A 19,542-nucleotide genomic window follows, 5' to 3' on the forward strand; every position below is an offset into this window, starting at 1 on the left:
TCCGCCGGGAATCACGGTGCCCTACGACGGCGGCCCGGCGCGGCGGAACGGGTGATCGTTACTCGAAGCGGGACGGGTCTCCGGCCCCGCGGCGCAGGATCTCCGGCTCGGGGCCGGACAGGTCTACCACTGTGGTGGGCTCCAGCCCGCAGTCCCCGGCGTCGACCACGGCGTCGACCAGGTGGTCGAGCCGTTCCTTGATCTCCCAGCCCTGGGTCATCGGCTCGTCCTCGCCGGGCAGCAGCAGCGTGCTGGTCAGCAGCGGCTCGCCGAGTTCGGCGAGCAGCGCCTGGGTCACCGTGTGCCGGGGTACGCGTGCCCCGACCACCCGCCGCCGCGGGTCCTGCAACCGGCGGGGCACCTCGGCGGTGGCCGGCAGCAGGAACGTGTAGCTGCCCGGGATGACGGACTTCACCTGCCGGAAGACCGCGTTGCTGAGCTTGACGAACTGGCCGAGCTGGGCGAAGTCGGCGCACATCAGCGTGAACGGGTGCCGGTCGTCGAGCCGCCGGATCTCCCGGATCCGCTCCACGCCGTCGCGGTTGCCGATCCGGCAGCCGAGCGCGTAACAGGAGTCGGTCGGGTAGGCGATCACCCCGTCGGCGCGCAGCAGGTCCACCACCTGCCGGATCACGCGGGGCTGGGGGTTGTCCGGATGCAGGTCGTAGTACCTCGCCACGCCGGTCAGCCTATGTCCGCGTTGCGGCGGGCGCAGGTTTGGCCCGGGCGGTTTCCGGAAACAGGTGGGGGCCGTTCACGACAGGGGGACCGAATCATGTCCGAAGCCAGCACAGACCGCGTCGCCGACCGCCCCGCGGAGGTGACCGATCCGCTGCTGTGGGACCTGGCCGCCGCGGTGGCCGACGCGCACCAGCCGGACGCGGAGCGCGTCTGCGCCAGCCCGAGCTGCGCCGGGGCGGCGTGGCCGTGCGCCGCCTGGAACAACGCGCAGGCGGGGCTGAGCGCCGCCCGGACGCCGCGACAGTCCGCCGCGCCGCGGCAGCCGGGCGCCTCGACGCAGTCCGCCTCGCCGCGGCCCGTCGCCGCCGGGCAGCCGGGCGACGGGCAGCCGGGCGCCGCTCAGGCCGGTGCCGCGGGTGAGCCGGGCACTGGCGCGGCGCGGACCGGCGCACGGAGCCTCGCGGCCACCGCCGCCTGACTCAGCGTAGGCACACGGCTCCTCGCGCCGCCCCCGGCCGCCTCGGCCCGGGGCGGCGCTTTCGCGTCCCGTCGCGGCTGGTCAGCGCGCTTCGCGGCAGGGCCGGAGGGTACGCCGCGAGCGCGGGAGAGCGCTCTCTTTGGTAACAAGACATTGACGGATCCGTAACCCGAACCTTAATGTCCCTTCCCAAGAGAGCGCTCTCACGACTGCCGGACCACCACTCCGTACCCCCGCCTTCTCCTCGTGAAGGGGACCTCCATGACCCACCTGCGGGACTTCTCCCCCGACCCCGTACCCCCGACCGCGCCCGCCCCGTCCCCGGCCCGCCGGCGCGGTCTGCGGGCGACCGCCCTCGTCGCCGCGTCAGTGCTCGCCGCCGGCCTGCTGGGCGTCGTGGTCGCCGGTGGCGGCACGGCCACCGCCGGCGCCGTCGGCGCGGGCAGCTACACCGAGACGCGGCCGGCCGGCGCCCTGCTGCCCAAGGGCTGCGGCGCGATCAGCACCAACCCGCGCGTCTTCACCACCGCCGACGCGCCCGCCGGCGCCGTCCCCACCAACGACTGGTGGTCGTCGCTGATCTGGAAGCGCAACAACTGCACGGGCAGCGAGGTCCTGCACGCCCACCCGCTGGCGGCCAAGGCCGAGAACAACGGGCTCGGGCTGTCGTACACCACCACGCCGGCGGTCAGCGGCACCGCGACCGGCGTCGGCGAGTTCCACTACCCGTACACCGAGGACGTCCGCGTCGGGATGCCCGGACTGTCCGCGCCGGTGGTCAAGGCCGCCGGGTGGACCGACTGGACGGTCACCGCCGACTGGAGCGACGGCAGCCGCACCATGCGCGCCACCATCGGCCACGGCCTGCCCTTCAGCTACTACACGGTCAGCGGCGGCACCGCCCAGCTCACCACCGCCGGGACGCCCACCGTCTGGCGCAACTCCGGCGCCACCATCGGCTTCACCGTCCGCGGCCACGACTACGTCGCGTACGCCCCGACCGGCGCCACCTGGACCGTCAGCGGCACCGGCATCAGCTCGACGCTGGCCGGCAAGGGGTACTTCTCGGTCGCGGTGCTGCCCGGCGGCGGCGACCGGGCCGCCCTAGCCGACACCTACGCCCGGTACGCCCACGCCCACGTCACCGGCACCCGGATGAGCTACTCGTACGACCAGTCCGCCGGCACGGTACGCACCACGTACGCGTTCACCACCACGCCCCGCGAGGGCAGCGAGACGAAGACCGTGGTGGCGCTCTACCCGCACCAGTGGCGCAGCCTCACCGGCGCCACCCCGATCGGGCAGACGTACGTCTCGGCGCGCGGCGCCATGCGGGTGCTCACCGGCGTGCCGTCGTTCACCACCACGATGCGCTTCACCGGCGTCCTGCCCGAGGTGCCCGCCGTCGGCGACTCCAGCGGCGCGGACCTGTCCACCGTCACCGGATACCTGAACGCCGAGCAGGGCAACCCCGAGGGCGTCAGCGGCCCGGACACCTACTGGGCCGGCAAGGGACTCGGCCGGGCCGCCCGCATCGCCGAGATCGCCGACCAGCTCGGGCAGACCTCGGTCCGCGACGCGGCGCTGACCGCCATGCGGAACCGGCTGACCAACTGGCTCACCGCCGGCTCCGGCGAGAGCGGCCAGCTGTTCTACTACGACCGCAACTGGGGCACGCTGATCGGCTACCCCGCGTCGTACGGCTCCGACGAAGATCTCAACGACCACCACTTCCACTACGGCTACTTCATCGCCGCCGCCGCCACGCTGGCCAAGTTCGACCCGGGCTGGGCCGACGACAGCCGCTACGGCGGCATGGTCGACCTGCTCATCCGCGACGCCAACAACTACGACCGCGCCGACAGCCGCTTCCCCTACCTGCGGGACTTCGACATCTACGCCGGCCACGACTGGGCCTCCGGCCTGGCGCCGTTCTTCGCCGGCAACAACCAGGAGTCCTCCTCGGAGGGGATGAACTTCGCCAACGCGCTGATCCAGTGGGGCCAGGCCACCGGCGACACCGCCGTCCGCGACGCCGGGGTCTACCTGTGGACCACCCAGTCCGCGGCCATCTCCGAGTACTGGTTCGACGTGTACGACCAGAACTTCCCGGCCGCGTTCGGGCACAAGACCGTCGGCATGGTGTGGGGCGACGGCGGGTCGTACTCGACCTGGTTCTCCGCGGCGCCGGAGATGATCCAGGGCATCAACATGCTGCCGATCACCGGCGGTCACCTCTACCTGGGCGACTTCCCGGAGTACGTCAAGGCCAACTACGCCGAGCTGGTCACCAACAAGGGCGGCCCGCCCACGGTGTGGCAGGACATCATCTGGGAGTTCCTGGCCCTCGGCGACGGTGAGCAGGCGCTGCGCAACTTCCGCGCCAACAGCGGGTTCACCAGCGAGGAGGGTGAGAGCAAGGCGCACACGTTCCACTGGATCCGCAACCTGGCCGCGCTCGGCACGGTGGATACCTCCGTCACCGCGAACCACCCGCTGGCGAAGGTGTTCGTCAAGAACGGCGCCCGCACCTACGTGGCGTCGAACATCAGCGCCCGGTCGCTGACTGTCACGTTCTCCAACGGCACCACCCTCGTCGTGCCGGCCGGGAAGACGGCCACGTCCGGGGCGTACACGTGGAGCGGCGGCAACGCCACCGGCGGCGGAACCGTGCCGACCGGCAGCCCGTCGACGTCGGGGCCCAGCCCCACCCCGACCACCGCGAGCCCGACGCCGACCTCCGCGAGCCCCAGCCCGACGGGTACGGGCAGCCCGCTGAAGCCGGTCCGGTACCTGCGCTCGGGCGGCGGGCTGGACGGCACCGCCGGCACCGCCGGCACGGTGAACGTGGCGGCGGCGAACGGCAACCACGACGGCACGCCGACCAACCCGCAGGTGTTCACCGCCACCGGGCTGACCGGCACGTACACCGGCGGGGCGACCGCCTTCGACCTGGCCGTCGACGCGGGCACCGCGGTCGGCAACGGCGTCCAGATCCGCGTCTCCTACGACCTGACCGGCAACGGCAGCGTCGAGCGGGTGGAGACGTACCGGTACTTCGCCACCGATCCGGTCCCGGGTGCGGAGCGCTACCGGCAGACCCAGGGTCTGCTCTCGTCCACCGGCACGCTGGGCAACCTGGCCGGCGGCACGGTACGCGTCGAGGTGTGGAACGCCATCGGCGGCGCGCCCACGATCCTCGGCGTCGGCAACGGCTCGACTGTCACCCTGCCGTACGGTTCCTGACCCGCGGTTCCGGCGCCCCGGCCCCAGTGGCCGGGGCGCCGGTTCGCGACCGGGTCACGGCCAGCGGGTGGCGGTGGACTCGAACAGCGCGCTGTCGCTCGCCACCGGGATGACGCAGAGCAGGTGCCCGCCCGGCGCGCGCAGCACGTGGCAGTCGAGCCAGCGGGAGACCGGTGCGGCGCCGAGTCCGCACAGCCGCTCGACCTCGGCGGCCACGTCGTCGGTCTCGATGTCGAGGTGGTAGCGGGGCGCGTCGCCGACCGACTGCACGGCTGTGACCAGCCCGGGCACCACGTCGGCCAGGCCGGTGAACTCCGGTTCGGCTGGTTCGGTGCGCAGCTCCGAGCCGAGCGCGGCGGACCAGAACGCGGCCGCCTCCCCCGCCTCGTCCCGCGGCGCGTCGATGATCAGGGCGTACAACCTCGATCGATGCATCGCCCGAGCCTAACCACGACCGCCCTCACCGGCAGCCCCGCGCGGTCAGGCGGTCACGTGCGCGCTGTCGCCGGCCGTCGCGGCGAACGACGTGCCGCTGACCATCCGGGCCGCGTCCGAGGCGAGGAACACCACGAGCGGCGCGACGTCCTCCGGTTCCACCCACGGCACGCCCAGCGGCGTCTTCGACCGCAGCGCCGCAATCGCGGCGTCCTCCACCTCGGCGAGGTCACCGGAGGCCGGCTTCCCCGCCTCGACGAGCGCCTGCACGTAGCGGTCCCGGTGCCGGGTCAGCGCGGTGTCGACCAGGCCCGGGATCACCGCGTTCACCGTCACGCCGTGCGGCCCGAGTTCCAGCGCGGCGGACTTGACCAGCCCGATCAGTCCCCACTTGGACGCCGAGTACGCGGACCCGTTCGTGGTGCCGTGCTGCCCCTGGGTGGACGACGTCACGACGATCCGGCCGCCGCCGCGGCGTACCAGCAGCGGCGCGAAGACCCGCAGCACGTTGGCGGCGCCGGTGAGGTTCACGTCGATCTGGTCGTGCCAGTGCTGGTCGGTCATCTCCAGCAGCGGCGCGAACGCCTGGATGCCGGCGTTGGCGAACAGCACGTCCACGCCGCCGTGCTCCCGTTGCACCGCCTCGGCGACCGCGCGTACCGCGCCGATGTCGCGCTGGTCGGCCACGTGCGCCGACCAGCGGGCGCCCGCCGCCGTCACCCGGCGTCCGGTCTCGGCCAGGTCCTCCGGCGTGGCGGGCGGAAGGTCCAGGATCGGGCTGACCGGCCCGGCGACGTCCATCCCGGCCACGTCCGCGCCGGCCTCGGCCAGCGCCACCGCCGCGGCCCGGCCGATCCCCCGCGCCGCGCCGGTGACCACAGCGACCCGCCCCGACAGCATCCCGGCCGACATCGTTCCCCCTCCGCGGGCGCCGTCCGCGACGCCCCTCTGGCACGGTATGCCCGCCGGGCCGTCCCGTGCCGGGATTCGCCCGGTCCGGCCCGGAGCCCGGGGTTCGCCGGTCAGGCTCCGAGCCGGGCCCGCAACCACGCCGGGTCGGGATTGACCACCGCCCCGTCCGGCAGCACCACAGTGGGAACCGTCTCGTCGCCGCCGGTCACCGCCCGGACGGCGGCGGCGGCCTCCGGGTCGCGCCAGATGTCCACCCAGTACGCCCGCCGGGCCCGCCCGCCCAACCGAAGGCGCAGCCGCAGGCAGTACGTGCAGCCGGGCCGCCAGTAGATGACCGGCCGGCCGTCGTCCGCGCTGCGCCGACGCGCCTGCGCCGCGGTCAGCGACCGGGGGAACGCCAGCGGCGAGAAGACCGCCGCCAGCGCGACGAACGCCAGGAACGCCACCGTCGCCGACACCGGCGTGTCCTGGCCGGCGGCCACCGCCACGCCGACGACCAGCATCAGCGCCGCGAATCGCCAGCTGCGCATCACGCGGTCACCTCGGCCAGCAGCTCCAGCAGGTGCCGGTACGGCTGCCCGGTGGCCCGCGCCAGCCCGATCTCGCAGGTCCGGTTCACCGAGGCGTACCCGTCGAAGGGGCGCGTCGCGACGGCGGCGGCCTCGGCCCGGGTGGCCGACGCGGTCAGCTCCGGGTGCAGCAGTCCCCGGTCACCGGCGAAGCCGCAGCACTGCCAGCCCTCCGGGACCGCCACCTCGTCGGCGACCGCGCGGGCCACTGTGAGCAGCGCGTCGTCCAGGCCGAGCCGGACCGACGAGCAGGTCGGGTGCAGCGCGAGCGAGCCGATCCGGCGGCGCACCGTGAGCCGGGGCAGCAGCGTGCCGGCGGTGTACGCGACCGCGTCGACGACCCGCACGTCCCCGGCGCCGTCGACCAGCCGCTCGAAGCCCTCGGTGCAGGACGCGGCGTCGCTGACCACGGGCAGTGCGCCGTCGCGGCTCGCGGCGCGCAGCACCGGGGGCACGCGGTCGCGCACCGCCCGGTAGCCGTCGACGAGGCCCTTGGAGGACCAGGGCGTGCCGCAGCACAGGTCACCGACGCCGTCCGGCACGAGCAGGCGTACGCCGGCCCGCTCGGCGAGCGTGAGCAGCGCGGCGGCGACGCCGGTCCCGCCCTGCGCCGGGGCGAACAGCGTGCCCAGGCAGGACGGCACGAACACCGCGTCCGGGTCGTCGGCCGGGTGCGGGCGGCGTGGGGTGCCGCCGCGCGGCAGGTCCCGCTGCCACCGCGGTACCCGGTCGGCGCCGAGCACCGCGCGGGCGGCCCGGGTGGCGGCCTCGGGCAGCGCGGGCGGCAGCGCCCCGGCCAGGTCGAGCCCACGCGCCATGCCCCGGGCGGTGGCGCCCCAGCGGCGGGCCGCGCCGCGCCAGGCGGACCCGGCCGCCCGGCCGTGCTCCTGCGCGCGCAGCCGCTTGACCAGGTCACCGGTGTTGATCAGCACCGGGCAGGCGGTGGCGCACATGCCGTCGACCGCGCAGGTCTGCACCGCGTCGTAGTCGTAGTCGTCGGTCAGCTCCCGGACCAGCGCGGTGTCGCCGGCGGCCTGGGCGGCGGCGATCTCCCGGCGCAGCACGATGCGCTGCCGGGGCGTGGTGGTGAGGTCGCGGCTGGGGCAGACCGGCTCGCAGTAGCCGCACTCGACGCAGCGGTCCACCTCCTCCTCCACCGTCGGCACGGTCTTGAGGTGCCGCATGTGGATCTCCGGGTCGTCGCTGAGCAGCACACCCGGGTTGAGCACGCCGCCGGGGTCGCAGAGCGTCTTCAGCTCGCGCATCACCTCGTACAGCTCGTCGCCGAACTGGCGTCGCACGTACGGGGCCATCACCCGGCCGGTGCCGTGCTCGGCCTTGAGCGTGCCGCCGTGGCCGAGCACCAGGTCGACCATCTCCTCGGTGAAGTCGGCGTAGCGCGCCGGGGCCGCACCGCCGTCGAACCGCTCGTTGAGCATGAAGTGCAGGTTGCCGTCCTTGGCGTGGCCGAAGATGACGCTGTCGGCGTACCGGTGCCGGTCGAACAGGTCGGCGAGCGCCGCGCACGTGCCGGCCAGCGCCTCGACCGGCACGGCGATGTCCTCCAGCAGCGCGGTGGTGCCGGACGGGCGGGCACCCGCGACCGCCGCGTACAGGCCCTTGCGGATGTGCCACAGCGCGGCGCGGGCGGCCGGTTCGCCGCTGAGCCGGGCCGGTGCGCTCAGCGGCAGGCCGGCCAGCACCGGCTCGGCGGCGGCGACCCGGTCGGCGAGCGCCTCCGGGTCGGACTCCTGCCACTCGGCGAGCAGCGCGGCGTGCCCGCGCACGGCGAGGCCGCGCAGCGCGGCGTCCGCCTTCGGGTCACGCTGGGCCACCCGCAGGGCGGCGGCGTCGAGCAACTCGACCGCCGCCGGCCCGGCGGCCACCAGCGCCGGCATGGCGGCCATCGCCGCGCCCAGGGACTCGAAGACCAGCAGGCCGGTCGCGGCGTGCCGGTGCACGGGTACGGTGCGGAACGTCGCCGAGGCGACGAACGCGAGCGTGCCCTCGCTGCCCACCACGAGCCGGGTGAGCAGGTCGGCCGGGTCGTCGTGGTCGAGGAACGCGTTCACGCCGTAGCCCATGGTGTTCTTCATGGCGTACTGGGCGCGGATGCGGCGCACCGACTCGGGGTTGCCGCGTACCCGGTCGCGCAGCCGCAGCAGCCCGGCGTGCAGCTCCGGTTCGGCGGCGCGCAGGCGGGCGTCGGCGTCCGGGGCGCCGGTGTCCAGCACGGTGCCGCTGGGCAGCGCGAGGACCAGCGACTCCAGTGTCCGGTAGGTGTTGAACTCGGTTCCGCACGTCATGCCGCTGGAGTTGTTGGCGACCACACCGCCGACCGTGCACGCGGACTCGCTGGCCGGGTCGGGGCCGAGCTTGCGGCCGTACGGCGCGAGCCGCGCGTTCACCTGCCGCAGCACCACCCCCGGCTGCACCCGTACCCGCCGCCCGTCGTCGAGCACCGTCAGATCGCGGAAGTGCCGCCGCACGTCGACCAGCAGCCGGTCGGTGACCGCCTGGCCGCTGAGGCTGGTGCCGCCGGAGCGGAACGTCAGCGCGGTGCCGGTGCGGCGGCCGTACGCCAGCAGCGCGGCGACCTGACCGGCGTCGGACGGTGTGACCACCGCGCCGGGATGCAGCAGGTAGTGCGAGGCGTCGTGGGCCATCCGCAGCCGGTCCGCGGCCCGGGTCGCCACGCCGCCGGGCACCACCGACTCCAGCCCGGCCCGCGCGGACGCGCTCAGCTCAGTCATGATCACCGCACCTCCCCCGGCCCACAGTAGTCACGCACGGCAGGGCTCAGTCCGCGGTGATCCGGTCCAGCACCCGCCGCTGGAACGCGCGGGCGGCCGGACCGGACGGCGGCGTACCGCCCCGGCGGGCCTCGATCGAGGCCCGGATCAGCGCGGCGTCCGGGTCGTCGGCGGCGACCCGCAGCCCGGCGTCGACCTTGCCCAGCCAGACACCGTCGCGGTAGCGCACCAGCGTCCGGCAGGCCCCGAGCACCGCGTCCTCCGCGCCGGGGGCCGGTTCGTCGCCGGGCGGCGTGGGCAGCGCCAGCCACCAGCGCAGCGCGTCGGCCAGCAGCGCCCGCAGCGCCTCGGGTGACGGGTCGGCGAACACCTCGGCGGCGGGCGGGCCGAGCAGGGCCAGGCCGGACTGGCGCAGGATGCTGCGGTCCAGCGCGTACCAGAACCGCCCGTCGGCGGCGGGCCGGTCGGCCGGGTCGTAGGTGGCCCGGAACGGCATCGTGGCGCCGGTGTTCAGCTCGACCTCGAAGCCCGGCTCCGGGGTGCCGGAGGCGGCCACGTCGCGGCGGTAGACGACGAGTTCCAGGCCGCGTGCCGGGCAGGGCAGCGACCCGTGCCGCAGCCGGTCCACGAGCAGGCGCTTGTCCGGCTCCGGCATCGGCCCGGCGGCCACCAGCGCCACGTCCACGTCGCTGCGGCCCGGCTGGTACGCGCCCAGCCCGACCGAGCCGGCCGCGTACGCGCCGACGAGGTCGTCACCGAGCACGTCCCGGGAACGGCGGACCACTTCGGCCAGGTAGTCGCGGATGTCGTCACGCATTCCGGCATCCTGCCCCGGCCCGGTCGCGGTCAGTCCGCCGGGTCGGGACAGCACACGGTCAGCGCCCCCGGGACCACCTTGACCTTGAGCCGCTTCGCCTTGCCCCGGGCGCCGCCGTCCAGCTCGTACGTCTTCGGCGCGTCGAACCTCACCTTGATCTTGCGCCCGCGGGTGATCCGGACGAACGGCGACTCGTCGGAGCGCCCGGCGGCCATCCGGCCCAGCGTGCGCGCCCAGTCCACGGCGCCGCTGGCGGTGGACACGCCGACTTCGAGGGCCCCGTCGTCGGGGCGGGCGTCGTCGAAGGCCGGGATGCCGCCGGTGATGGTGCCGACGTTGCCGAACAGCACACAGCTCGCCTCGTCGTCGAACCAGTCGGCGCCGTCGACCCGGATCCGGGTCCGTACGCACTCCCCGCGCACGTGCCGCAGCCCGGTCCAGACGTACGCGATCCGGCCGAACCGGCCCTTGAGCTGCCGGTCGGCGTCGCGGATCAGGTCGCCGTCGAACCCCGCGCCCGCCATCACCGCGAAGTGCTCGCCATTGATCCGGCCCAGGTCCAGCTCGCGCCGGCGGCCGTGCAGCGCGATCCGTACCGCCTCGGGCAGGTCGACCGGGATGCCGAGGTTGACCGCGAACAGGTTGGCGGTGCCGGCGGGCAGGATGCCCATCGGCACGCCGCTGCCCGCCAGCGCGTCGGCGCACCGCTGCACCATGCCGTCGCCGCCCCACACCAGCACCAGCTCGGCGCCGGAGTCCAGCGCCGCACGCACCCGCTTGGGTGCCTTGCGGCTCTTCGGCACCTCGTACCAGAGCAGCCGCCCGACCCCGGCGGCCACGAGCCGGGAACGCAGTTCGTCGAGCCCACCCCCGAACGTCTTCTTCCGGTGGGCGACGACAGCGACCACGCCGGCCGGGGGCGCGGCGGAAGCGGGGGCGGTGTCCGGGCGTTCGGCAGTGCGCGTGTCCATGGCCCGGCTGGTACCCGGACAGCGCGGATCCCACGCCTGCGCCCGGCGCGACGCGCCCGATTCGGATCAACGGCGTACTGTGCCCGGCCCGCCACGTTCGGTACAGTGCGGGTCGTCGATCCGTGCCGCCGGGCGCGGGTTCCGAAGGGTGCGGGATGTCGGTACGGACCGGGTGGATGGCGCGCGGCACGCTGCGCCTCGGCCTGCTGCTCGGCGCCGTGGCCGTCGTCTGGGGCGCCCACGAGGCCGCATCCGGCTCGGCCGCCCACGCCGCCGACCGGGAGCCGTCCGGTCCGCTCACCGCCACCGTCGGGGTGCTCACGCACACGCTCGGGACGGTGCTCGGCCTGCCCGTGTCCGGAACCGACGACGGCGGCGCCTCCCCGTCCGGGTCCGGCGACGCAGCGGCGGAGCCGGCCGCACCGGCCGCACCCGCACCTGCTCCCGACTCCGCCGCGCCGCCCGCCGCGACCTCGCCGACGCGGGCTGCCACCTCGCCGACGCGGGGCCCGGCCGAACCGGCAGCGCCGGACAAGGCCGAACCGGCGATGCCGGACACGGCCCCGGCCGCGCCTCCCGAGCCGGTGCCGCGTCGCCCGGCCGTCACGGCACCGGTCACCGGCCAAGTGGTCGAGGCGGTGGTGACGCCGGTCCGGGACCACGTGCTCACGCCCGTCACCGACGGCCTGCGTCCGGTCACCGACCCGCTGCGCGACCACCTGCTCGCGCCCGTCGCCGACGGTCTGCGCCCGGTCACCGACCCGGTGACGGTGGGCGTGCTCGACCCGGTGGCGGACCTGCTGTCCCCGGTCGTGGAACCGTTGCGCCCGATCCTCGGCCCGGTCTGGCGGGGCCTGGCACCGGTGCTCGACCCGCTGGAACCGGTGCTCGACCCGCTCAGCCCGGTGACCGATCTGCTCGACCCGCCGGCCACGCCGGACCCCGGATCGCCGGCGCCCGGCGAGCCCGTGCCCGGGCCGTCCGATCCGAGCGTCCCGGTCGTTCCGGCCGACCCGGCCGCGACGCCGGCACCGGCCCCCGGGCGTGCGCACGACGCGCCGCCCCGCGCCGCCGGGCCGGTCCTCGCCGCACCGGCGGCGCGCACCCTCACCGTCGTCGGCACCCGGTGGGTCGACGCCGTACGCAGCCGGGCACCGGCGGCCGTCGGCCCGGCGGCGCACGTCACCACCACGCCCGCACTGCCGCTGCCGCTCGACGGCGTCACCCACGGCGGCGGCGCCGTGCACAGCGAGCCGGCCGACGCGGACGCGAACCGCTTGCGGCTGCCGGCGCTGACCCACCGGTACGCGCGGCCGGCGGCCGACCCGCTGCCGCCGTCCCGCACGTCGCGCCCCGGCACCAGACCCGCCTGAGCGGACTCCGCAGGCACCATCTCCGATCCGGAGCACGGGCGTCCCGCCCGACTGCCGCATGCCGCGGCGGCGCCGCCGACTGTCGTCCGGCGCCCGCAACCGACCCGATCACGCCTGGAATACAGGAGTCCGTTCATGAGCACAGCCCTGCCCGTCGTCCGCGCCCGGTGGTGCGACATCGGCCGGATCGCCGATCTCGTCGCCGAGGCCCTCGCGCCCACCGCGCTGGCCGCCTGGCTCGTCCCTGACACGTCCCGCCGCCTGCCGGTCCTCGCCGCCGTGGCGCGGATCTGGACCGAACACGCGTTGCTGTTCGGCGACGCGTTCCTGCTGCCCGACGGCAGCGCCGCCACCGTCTGGTTCCACCGCTACCGCCCGATCCCCTCCCCCCACCGGTACGCCGACCGTCTCGCCGGCGCCGCCGGACCGGACGGGGACCGGTTCCGCCGCCTCGGTGCCGAGCTGGCGGCACGCCGACCGGCCGAGCCGCACAACAATCTGGCGCTGCTGGCCGCGCCCCGGGGTGGCGCGACGCAGGCGTTGTCCGCGGCGCAGCGCCGGATGGACACGTTGAGCCTGCCCACGTACGCGCACCCGTGCGCCGGTGCGCAGGAGGAGGAGCTGCTGCGGCGGCTCGGCTACGCCGAACGGGAGACGTTCGCCGCCCCGGACGGCACGCCGGTGCGGTCGCTGTGGCGGTCGGCGCCGTTCCACGCGGGCGGCAGCGACAGGTGGCGTTCCCGCCGAGCCGCCCGCCGGGAACGCGACGACCGGGCCGCCGGGTGGGCGGCGCGCTGACCGGCTGAGCGCCGGGCCGGGGCGGACGATCGCCGCTCCGGCCCGGACCGGCGCCACACCGTCCGGGTTCGTCGGCCGGTGCGGTCGGCGCAGCTCGGTTAGCCTGCGAGCCGGGCACGACTCAGCCGAGCAGTCGGAGGTAACGCGTGCGGAACAGCGGATCCACCCCGGAACCGGGCGGCGCGGCTCAGGTGCGCCCCAGGCGCAAGCGGCGGCGTCTGCTGGTCGTCCTCGCGGTCTGCACGCTGCTGGCCGGCTGCGGGCTGGTGGCCGGCGGCTACTACTTCGACAGCGTGCCGACGCCCAGCGACCTGAAGCTGCCCGAGTCCACCACCGTCTACTACGCCGACGGGCGCACGCCGATGGCGAAGCTGGGCGCGCAGAACCGCACCATCGTGCCGTACGACCAGATGAACGACTCGGCGAAGCAGGCGATCGTGGCGGCCGAGGACCGTACGTTCTGGACGAACCAGGGCATCGACTTCAAGGGTGTGCTGCGGGCGGCCTGGGCCAACGTGAGCGGCGGGCAGCGGCAGGGCGCGTCCACCCTCACCCAGCAGTACGCGCGCATCGCCGCCGACCTGCGCGGGGTCACCTACTCCCGCAAGCTGCGCGAGGCGGTGATCGCGTGGAAGCTCGACGACGCGTACTCCAAGGAGGAGATCCTCGGCTTCTATCTGAACACCGTGCCGTTCGGGCGGGGCGCGTACGGCATCGAGGCGGCCGCGCAGACGTACTTCGGCAAGACGGTGCGTCGGGACGCACCCGCCGCGCGGCAGCTCACGCCGGCCGAGGCGATGGTGCTCTGCGCGATGGTGAAGCAGCCGGAGGCGGACCCGGCCGACCCCGAGGGCTCGCCCGGCTACGACCCGCGCCGCAACGCGCTGGCCCGGCAGAACTCGATCGACAGGTGGAACTACATCCGCGACGGCATGGTCAAGCTCGGCTACCTGACGCCGCAGCAGGCGGCGGATCTCGCGTACCCGGACACGGTCCGGCCGATCGACAAGGACGCGGGCCGGTCCGACCTGGACCGGCCGACCGGCCTGGTGGTCAACCACGTGCTCGCCGAGCTGCGCGAGACCGACCCGTTCCGCGGCAAGCCCGACGAGGTGATCCGCGACGGCGGCTACCGGATCGTCACCACCATCGACAAACGCGTGCAGGACGCGGCCGAGGCGGCGGCGGACATCCGCCGCGACACCGCGCCGCAGGCGGTACGCGGCCAGCCGCGCAACTGGCAGGCGGCGCTGGTGGCGGTGGAGCCGGGCACCGGCCGGGTGCTCGGCTACTACGGCGGCGACAAGGGCTCGGGCGCGGACTACGCCGGCTGGTACTACGACGAGAACGGCGAGACCCGCGGGTTCGGCCAGCATCCGCCGGGGTCGTCGTTCAAGGTGTACGACCTGGCGGCGGCCGTGCGCGACGGGATCTCGGTGAAGCAGCGATTCGACTCGCCGGACACCAAGGAGTTCCCCGCCTCGGGGCGCACCAGGGGGAGCGCGGCCGGGCCGATCCGCAACGCCGAGCGCGCGCCCTGCCAGCCGGACTGCGCGCTCTGGGAGGCCACAGTCGCCTCGCTGAACGTGACCTACTTCGAGCTGACCGAGAAGCTCGGCACCGACAAGGTGATCGAGATGGCCCGGCAGGCGGGCGTGGAGTCGATGTGGGAGACGGTCCGCGGCAATCCCCGGCCGCAGCGCGTCGACCTGCGCAGTGATCCCGCCGACGAGGTGGCGAAGCGGTTCTCCACCGAGGTCGGGATCGGGCAGTACGGGATCACCGTGCAGGACCACGCGAACGGGATGGCGACGTTCGCGGCCGGCGGCAAGCGCGCCGACGCGCACTTCGTCCGGTCGGTGACCAAGGACGACGAGGAGGTGTGGACCGAGCAGCTGCGGACGACGGACCTGGGCCTGGACCGGGAGGCGATCGACCAGCTCGACTGGACGCTGCGCCGGGTGCGGGCCGCCGAGCTGGGCAACGGCTGGGACTCCGCCGGCAAGACCGGCACGTGGCAGGCGGGGCAGAGCACCACGCAGAACGTGCACACCTGGATGGTCGGCTGGACCGGCGCGCTCGCCTCGGCCGTCTGGCTGGGCACCACCGACGGCAAGCCGCTGCGGACGAAGGGCGGCAGCTACGAGGTGTACGGCTCGACCGGCGCCGCGCCGATCTGGCGGCAGTTCATGAACCGGGCCACCGCGGCCATGAAGCTCGACCCGGGCAAGTACCGCTTCGGTGAGCCGACGTTCCCCGGCGAGACCCCGGAGCCGACCCGGTCGGTGCCACCGCCGCCGACCACCGCCGTGCCGACGCCCTCGGAGTCGCCGAGCCCGAGCCCTTCCTCGTCGAGCCCGAGCCCGGGCCCGACCGGTCGGCCGACGTCGCGGCCGACGCTGACGCCGTCGCTTCCACCGCTGCCCACCGTGTCGCCGACGCGTACCCGCGGCCCGCGCTGACCCGGCCGGGCGGCGGCCGAGCCGCCGCCCGGCCGCGCGCACGGCGGCCTCGCGTCTATGCGCGCCATTCGCACACAGCGGCAACGTCCGCAATTTGCAAGCCCGCCCATCCACAGTCGGCGATGTTCGCCCTGATCAGGGCCTATTGAAGATCATGGTTGCCTGAATCGACGCGCGCGGCGACACGCCCGACTGTCAGCCGTTGCCCAGGTCACCCATTGCTCCGGGCTCGGGCGGCGTGTGATTGTGCACCAGCGAGCCGCCGACCCCCGGCGACTCACGACGGTCGATCTGTCGACCCGGAGCCACGCCGGCAGCTCCGGTGACCGGCCGTCACCCTGCCTCGCACCACCGCGCCGCCCGTCCCCACCGGGCTCCGTGCGGCGCGCCTGTAGAACAGGAGCAAACCCCCGTGAAACTCTCACCTCGCTTCGCCGCGCTCACCGGCGCGGCCGCGGCCGGCATCCTCGCTGCCGGCACCGCCGCGGCCGTGCAGGCCGCGCCACCCGGGCCCGCCGCCCCGGACCCGGCCCAGGCCCGCGCGACCGCCGCCGACTCGGCCCGTGCCCTGGTCGCGAACCGTCCCGCCTACCTGCAGGCCGGCTCCGACGACGCGTTCGTCCAGAAGCCGGTCATCTCCTCCGAGGGCACCCAGTACGTGCCCTACGAGCGCACCTACAAGGGCCTGCCGGTGGTCGGCGGCGACTTCGTGCTCGCCACGGACGCGGCCGGCAACCTGAAGTACGCCTCGGTCGCGCAGCAGCGGCCCATCGGCGCCCTTGCCACCACGCCCGCGCTGACCCGGGACGCCGCCGCGAAGACGGCGCGCGCCCAGCTCACGACCGTGAACGCGGTCGAGGGCACCACGCTCGTGGTCTACACGCTCGGCGCCGCACCGGCGCTGGCCTGGGAGACCACGGTACGCGGCACCGGCGCGGACGGCCCCAGCCGGCTCACCGTCGACGTCGACGCCCGCACCGGCGCGGTCCTGCGCAAGCAGGAGCACGTGGTGCGCGGCACCGGCACCGGCGCCTGGAACGGGCCCAGCCCGCTGACGCTCAACACGACCCAGTCGGGCTCGACGTACACCATGAAGGACCCGACGGTCACGAACCTGAGCTGCCAGGACGCGGCGAACAACACCACGTTCAGCGGCTCCGACGACGTCTGGGGCAACGGTACCGCCACCAACAAGGAGACCGGCTGCGTGGACGCGCTGTTCTCCGCGCAGACCGAGCACAAGATGCTCGCCCAGTGGCTGGGCCGCAACGGTGCCAACGGCAACGGCGGCTACTGGCCGATCCGAGTGGGCCTCAACGACCAGAACGCCTACTACGACGGCAGCCAGGTGCAGATCGGCAAGAACACCGCCGGTCAGTGGATCAGCTCGCTGGACGTGGTGGCGCACGAGATCGGCCACGGCATCGACGACAACACCCCCGGCGGCATCTCCGGCGGCGGCACGCAGGAGTTCGTGGCTGATACGTTCGGCGCGGCCACCGAGTGGTTCGCCAACGAGCCGTCCAGCTACGACGCGCCGGACTTCCTGGTCGGCGAGAAGATCAACCTGGTCGGCTCCGGCCCGATCCGCAACATGTACAACCCGTCGGCGCTCGGCGACCCGAACTGCTACTCCAGCAGCATCCCGTCGACCGAGGTGCACGCCGCGGCCGGCCCGGGCAACCACTGGTTCTACCTGCTGGCCAACGGCAGCAGCCCGACCAACGGGCAGCCCTCCAGCTCCACCTGCAACGGCAGCAGCGTGACCGGCCTGGGCATCCAGAAGGCCATGAAGATCATGTACAACGCGATGCTGCTGAAGACGTCGTCCTCGTCCTACCTGAAGTACCGCGTGTGGACGTTGCAGGCGGCGAAGAACCTCTACCCGAGCGGCTGCACGGAGTTCAACGCGGTGAAGGCGGCGTGGACCGCGGTCAGCGTACCGGCCCAGTCGGGCGAGCCGACCTGTGCCGGCGGCACCCCGACGCCCACGCCGAGCACCACGACCACTCCGCCGTCGGGCGGCTGCTCCGGCAACAAGCTCGCCAACCCGGGCTTCGAGTCGGGCAACGTGAGCTGGAGCGCCTCGTCCGGCGTCATCACCACCGACAGCGGCCAGGCCGCACACGGCGGCTCGTACAAGGCGTGGCTGGACGGGTACGGCTCGTCGCACACCGACACGCTCAGCCAGTCGGTGACGATCCCGGCCGGATGCCGGGCGACGTTGAGCTTCTGGCTGCACGTCGACAGCGCGGAGTCGACCACCAGCACCGCGTACGACAAGCTCACCGTCAAGGCGGGCAGCACCACGCTGGCCACCTACTCCAACCTGAACAAGGCCACCGGCTACGTGCAGCGGTCCTTCGACATCTCGTCGCTCGCGGGCACCACGGCGACCATCTCGTTCAGCGGCGTGGAGGACAGCTCGTTGCAGACGTCCTTCGTCGTCGACGACACCGCGGTCACCCTGAGCTGACCGTGGCGTAGCGCGGCCGGTCGTCGTCCTCCCGGCGACCGGCCGCCTCGTCGTGCCAGAGCCTCGCCGTGCCGGGCGTCGCGGGGTCGCGGGGTCGCGGCGCCACGCCGGCCGTCGAATCAGGCCGGGCGCCCGGCCCGGGACGGGGTGCCGCGGTCGCGGTGGATCCGCGCGGCCGCCTCGTGCATCGCGCGGCCGAACAGCTCGGCCTGGTCGCCCATGGTGCCGAGCCGGGCGGCGAGCGCGTCGGCGTCGGCCCGCGCCGACGCGCTGACCTGGGCGTCCAGCTCGGACAACGCGGCGTTGGCGGCGGTGACGAGGTGTCCGCAGAGGACGTCGAGGGGCTCGCCGGCCAGCTCCGGGTCGACCGTCACGGAATCCAGCCGGCCACCCTGGACGGCGACCGCGCGAACCCGCCCGCCGGCGGCCGTGCCCTCGGCGCGGAGCAGGTCGCCCGGCTCGCCGTCGGCGTGCGCCGAGGCCCGGGAGCGCATCGCGGTGAGCGCCTGCTGCGTGCGGGTCAGCATCTCGTCGAGGCTCGCGGCCGCCGAGAACGGGTCGTTGGTCATTTCCGCGCTTTCTTCACGTCTTAGCCGAGCACCGTGACCCTAGCAACCGGCTCCGACGAATCGCGGTCACCGGCTGTCGCGGGCCGCGCCCCGGCGCCGCGAGCAGGCCGGACACCGGCGACGCGGCGTGTCGCGGACGGGTGAACGCCCGGCCGGACGGACCGGCCGGGCGTTCTCCGGACCGCTGTCAGCGCAGGCGCAGCCGCTGACCGGGGAAGATCAGGCCCGGGTCGTCGCCGACCACCGCCCGGTTGCGCTCGTGCAGGGCACGCCAGCCGCCGTCGACGCGCTGCGCCACGGCGATCTCCGACAGCGTGTCCCCGCGCCGGACCACGTACGTCCCGGCACCGCTCGCGGGCTGCGGCGCGGCCTTCGTCGCGGGCCGCTCCGGGGCGGCCTTGCGCGGGGCCGGCCGCTCCGGGGCGGCCTTGCGCGGAGTGGCCTTCGTGGTGGCCCGCTCGCCGGCCGCGGCCGACCCGGCGTTCGCCGAGCCGCCCTTCCTGCCGCAGACCGGCCACGCGCCGATGCCCTGACCGCGCAGCACCTTCTCGGCGACGGCGATCTGCTCGGAGCGGCTGGCCAGGTCGGCGCGGGCGGCGTACTTCTTGCCGCCGTAGCCGTTCCAGGTGGCGCGGGAGAACTGGAGCCCGCCGTAGTAGCCGTTGCCGGTGTTGATCTTCCAGTTGCCGCCTGACTCGCAGCGCGCGACCGCGTCCCAGTTGACGCCCGCGCTGGCCGGGGCGGCCGGGCCGAAGAGGGTCGCGGCGCCGACGGCGGCGCCGGCCAGAACCGCCCCGAGAGCGGTACGGCGGCTTCGGGCTGAGTATTCAGTTGCCATGTGGATTCCTCCACGCCGACGAGGTGAGCTGTCGGGTTCGGGCCGAGGAGCCCGGCCGCCGGTGGCGGCTTCACCCCGAGGTGACGATGCACCGTGGAACGTGTGGTTCCCCCGCTCCCGCGCGAGGTTCGGTTACCGGGGACGGCGGCGGGATTTGGCGTTTC

Annotated in this window: 15 protein-coding genes and 1 riboswitch; of the genes, 6 read left to right on the forward strand and 9 right to left on the reverse strand. The window is 74.6% G+C overall.

Annotated elements, in window-relative coordinates; genetic code table 11:
* Positions 1–58: 58 nt before the first annotated feature.
* On the reverse strand, positions 59–679 hold the full coding sequence (locus ACN27D_RS32815; RefSeq protein WP_091418190.1) for an L-threonylcarbamoyladenylate synthase: 621 nt from the start codon (positions 677–679) through the stop codon (positions 59–61).
* A gap of 96 nt (positions 680–775) precedes the next feature.
* On the opposite strand from ACN27D_RS32815, the gene ACN27D_RS32820 reads away from it, so the two are divergent.
* The gene (locus tag ACN27D_RS32820) at positions 776–1,159 is read left to right on the forward strand and encodes a hypothetical protein (RefSeq protein WP_358172090.1); all 384 of its coding nucleotides are present in this window, start codon (positions 776–778) and stop codon (positions 1,157–1,159) included.
* A gap of 261 nt (positions 1,160–1,420) precedes the next feature.
* Entirely contained in the window at positions 1,421–4,405 is a 2,985-nt protein-coding gene (locus tag ACN27D_RS32825; protein ID WP_421500865.1) for a glycosyl hydrolase, read from the forward strand.
* A gap of 54 nt (positions 4,406–4,459) precedes the next feature.
* Here ACN27D_RS32825 and ACN27D_RS32830 read toward each other — a convergent pair whose 3' ends face one another.
* From ACN27D_RS32830 to ACN27D_RS32855, 6 genes are all read right to left on the reverse strand, one after another.
* The gene (locus ACN27D_RS32830; RefSeq protein ID WP_121682901.1) at positions 4,460–4,840 is read right to left on the reverse strand and encodes a VOC family protein; all 381 of its coding nucleotides are present in this window, start codon (positions 4,838–4,840) and stop codon (positions 4,460–4,462) included.
* Positions 4,841–4,885: 45 nt separating this feature from the next.
* Entirely contained in the window at positions 4,886–5,752 is an 867-nt protein-coding gene (locus ACN27D_RS32835) for an SDR family NAD(P)-dependent oxidoreductase (protein WP_358172086.1), read from the reverse strand.
* A gap of 110 nt (positions 5,753–5,862) precedes the next feature.
* Positions 5,863–6,282 carry a glutaredoxin domain-containing protein gene (locus ACN27D_RS32840; protein ID WP_350816258.1) on the reverse strand — a complete coding sequence of 140 codons (420 nt, stop codon included), beginning with the start codon at positions 6,280–6,282 and terminating at the stop codon, positions 5,863–5,865.
* A complete protein-coding gene (locus ACN27D_RS32845; protein ID WP_421500866.1) occupies positions 6,282–9,074 on the reverse strand; it encodes an FAD-binding and (Fe-S)-binding domain-containing protein in 2,793 nt (930 codons plus the stop codon). The genes ACN27D_RS32840 and ACN27D_RS32845 overlap by 1 nt, the downstream gene beginning before the upstream one ends.
* Before the next feature lie 46 nt (positions 9,075–9,120).
* The gene (locus ACN27D_RS32850; RefSeq protein ID WP_121685772.1) at positions 9,121–9,891 is read right to left on the reverse strand and encodes a nucleotidyltransferase domain-containing protein; all 771 of its coding nucleotides are present in this window, start codon (positions 9,889–9,891) and stop codon (positions 9,121–9,123) included.
* Between the two features lie 29 nt (positions 9,892–9,920).
* A complete protein-coding gene (locus ACN27D_RS32855) occupies positions 9,921–10,862 on the reverse strand; it encodes a diacylglycerol/lipid kinase family protein (RefSeq protein ID WP_350816261.1) in 942 nt (313 codons plus the stop codon).
* Positions 10,863–11,017: 155 nt separating this feature from the next.
* Here ACN27D_RS32855 and ACN27D_RS32860 point away from each other — a divergent pair, with 155 nt between their 5' ends.
* The 4 genes from ACN27D_RS32860 (at position 11,018) to ACN27D_RS32875 (ending at position 17,971) form a co-directional block, all read left to right on the forward strand.
* Positions 11,018–12,235, forward strand: a complete 1,218-nt coding sequence (locus tag ACN27D_RS32860; RefSeq protein WP_357894976.1) for a hypothetical protein — start codon at positions 11,018–11,020, stop codon at positions 12,233–12,235.
* 135 nt (positions 12,236–12,370) lie between these two features.
* Entirely contained in the window at positions 12,371–13,033 is a 663-nt protein-coding gene (locus ACN27D_RS32865; protein WP_120569741.1) for a hypothetical protein, read from the forward strand.
* A gap of 146 nt (positions 13,034–13,179) precedes the next feature.
* Positions 13,180–15,495, forward strand: a complete 2,316-nt coding sequence (locus ACN27D_RS32870; RefSeq protein ID WP_421500867.1) for a transglycosylase domain-containing protein — start codon at positions 13,180–13,182, stop codon at positions 15,493–15,495.
* Between the two features lie 412 nt (positions 15,496–15,907).
* Positions 15,908–17,971, forward strand: a complete 2,064-nt coding sequence (locus tag ACN27D_RS32875) for a M4 family metallopeptidase (RefSeq protein WP_121685769.1) — start codon at positions 15,908–15,910, stop codon at positions 17,969–17,971.
* A gap of 119 nt (positions 17,972–18,090) precedes the next feature.
* Here ACN27D_RS32875 and ACN27D_RS32880 read toward each other — a convergent pair whose 3' ends face one another.
* The gene (locus tag ACN27D_RS32880) at positions 18,091–18,540 is read right to left on the reverse strand and encodes a YbaB/EbfC family nucleoid-associated protein (protein ID WP_120569738.1); all 450 of its coding nucleotides are present in this window, start codon (positions 18,538–18,540) and stop codon (positions 18,091–18,093) included.
* Positions 18,541–18,727: 187 nt separating this feature from the next.
* Positions 18,728–19,378 (reverse strand): transglycosylase family protein, encoded by a 651-nt coding sequence (locus tag ACN27D_RS32885; RefSeq protein WP_120569737.1) that lies wholly within the window; start codon positions 19,376–19,378, stop codon positions 18,728–18,730.
* Positions 19,377–19,522, reverse strand: a riboswitch (cyclic di-AMP (ydaO/yuaA leader). (Overlaps the previous gene by 2 nt.)
* Positions 19,523–19,542: the final 20 nt, after the last annotated feature.

The organism is Micromonospora sp. WMMD1274 (genome assembly GCF_049179035.1).
Lineage (GTDB): Bacteria > Actinomycetota > Actinomycetes > Mycobacteriales > Micromonosporaceae > Micromonospora > Micromonospora tulbaghiae.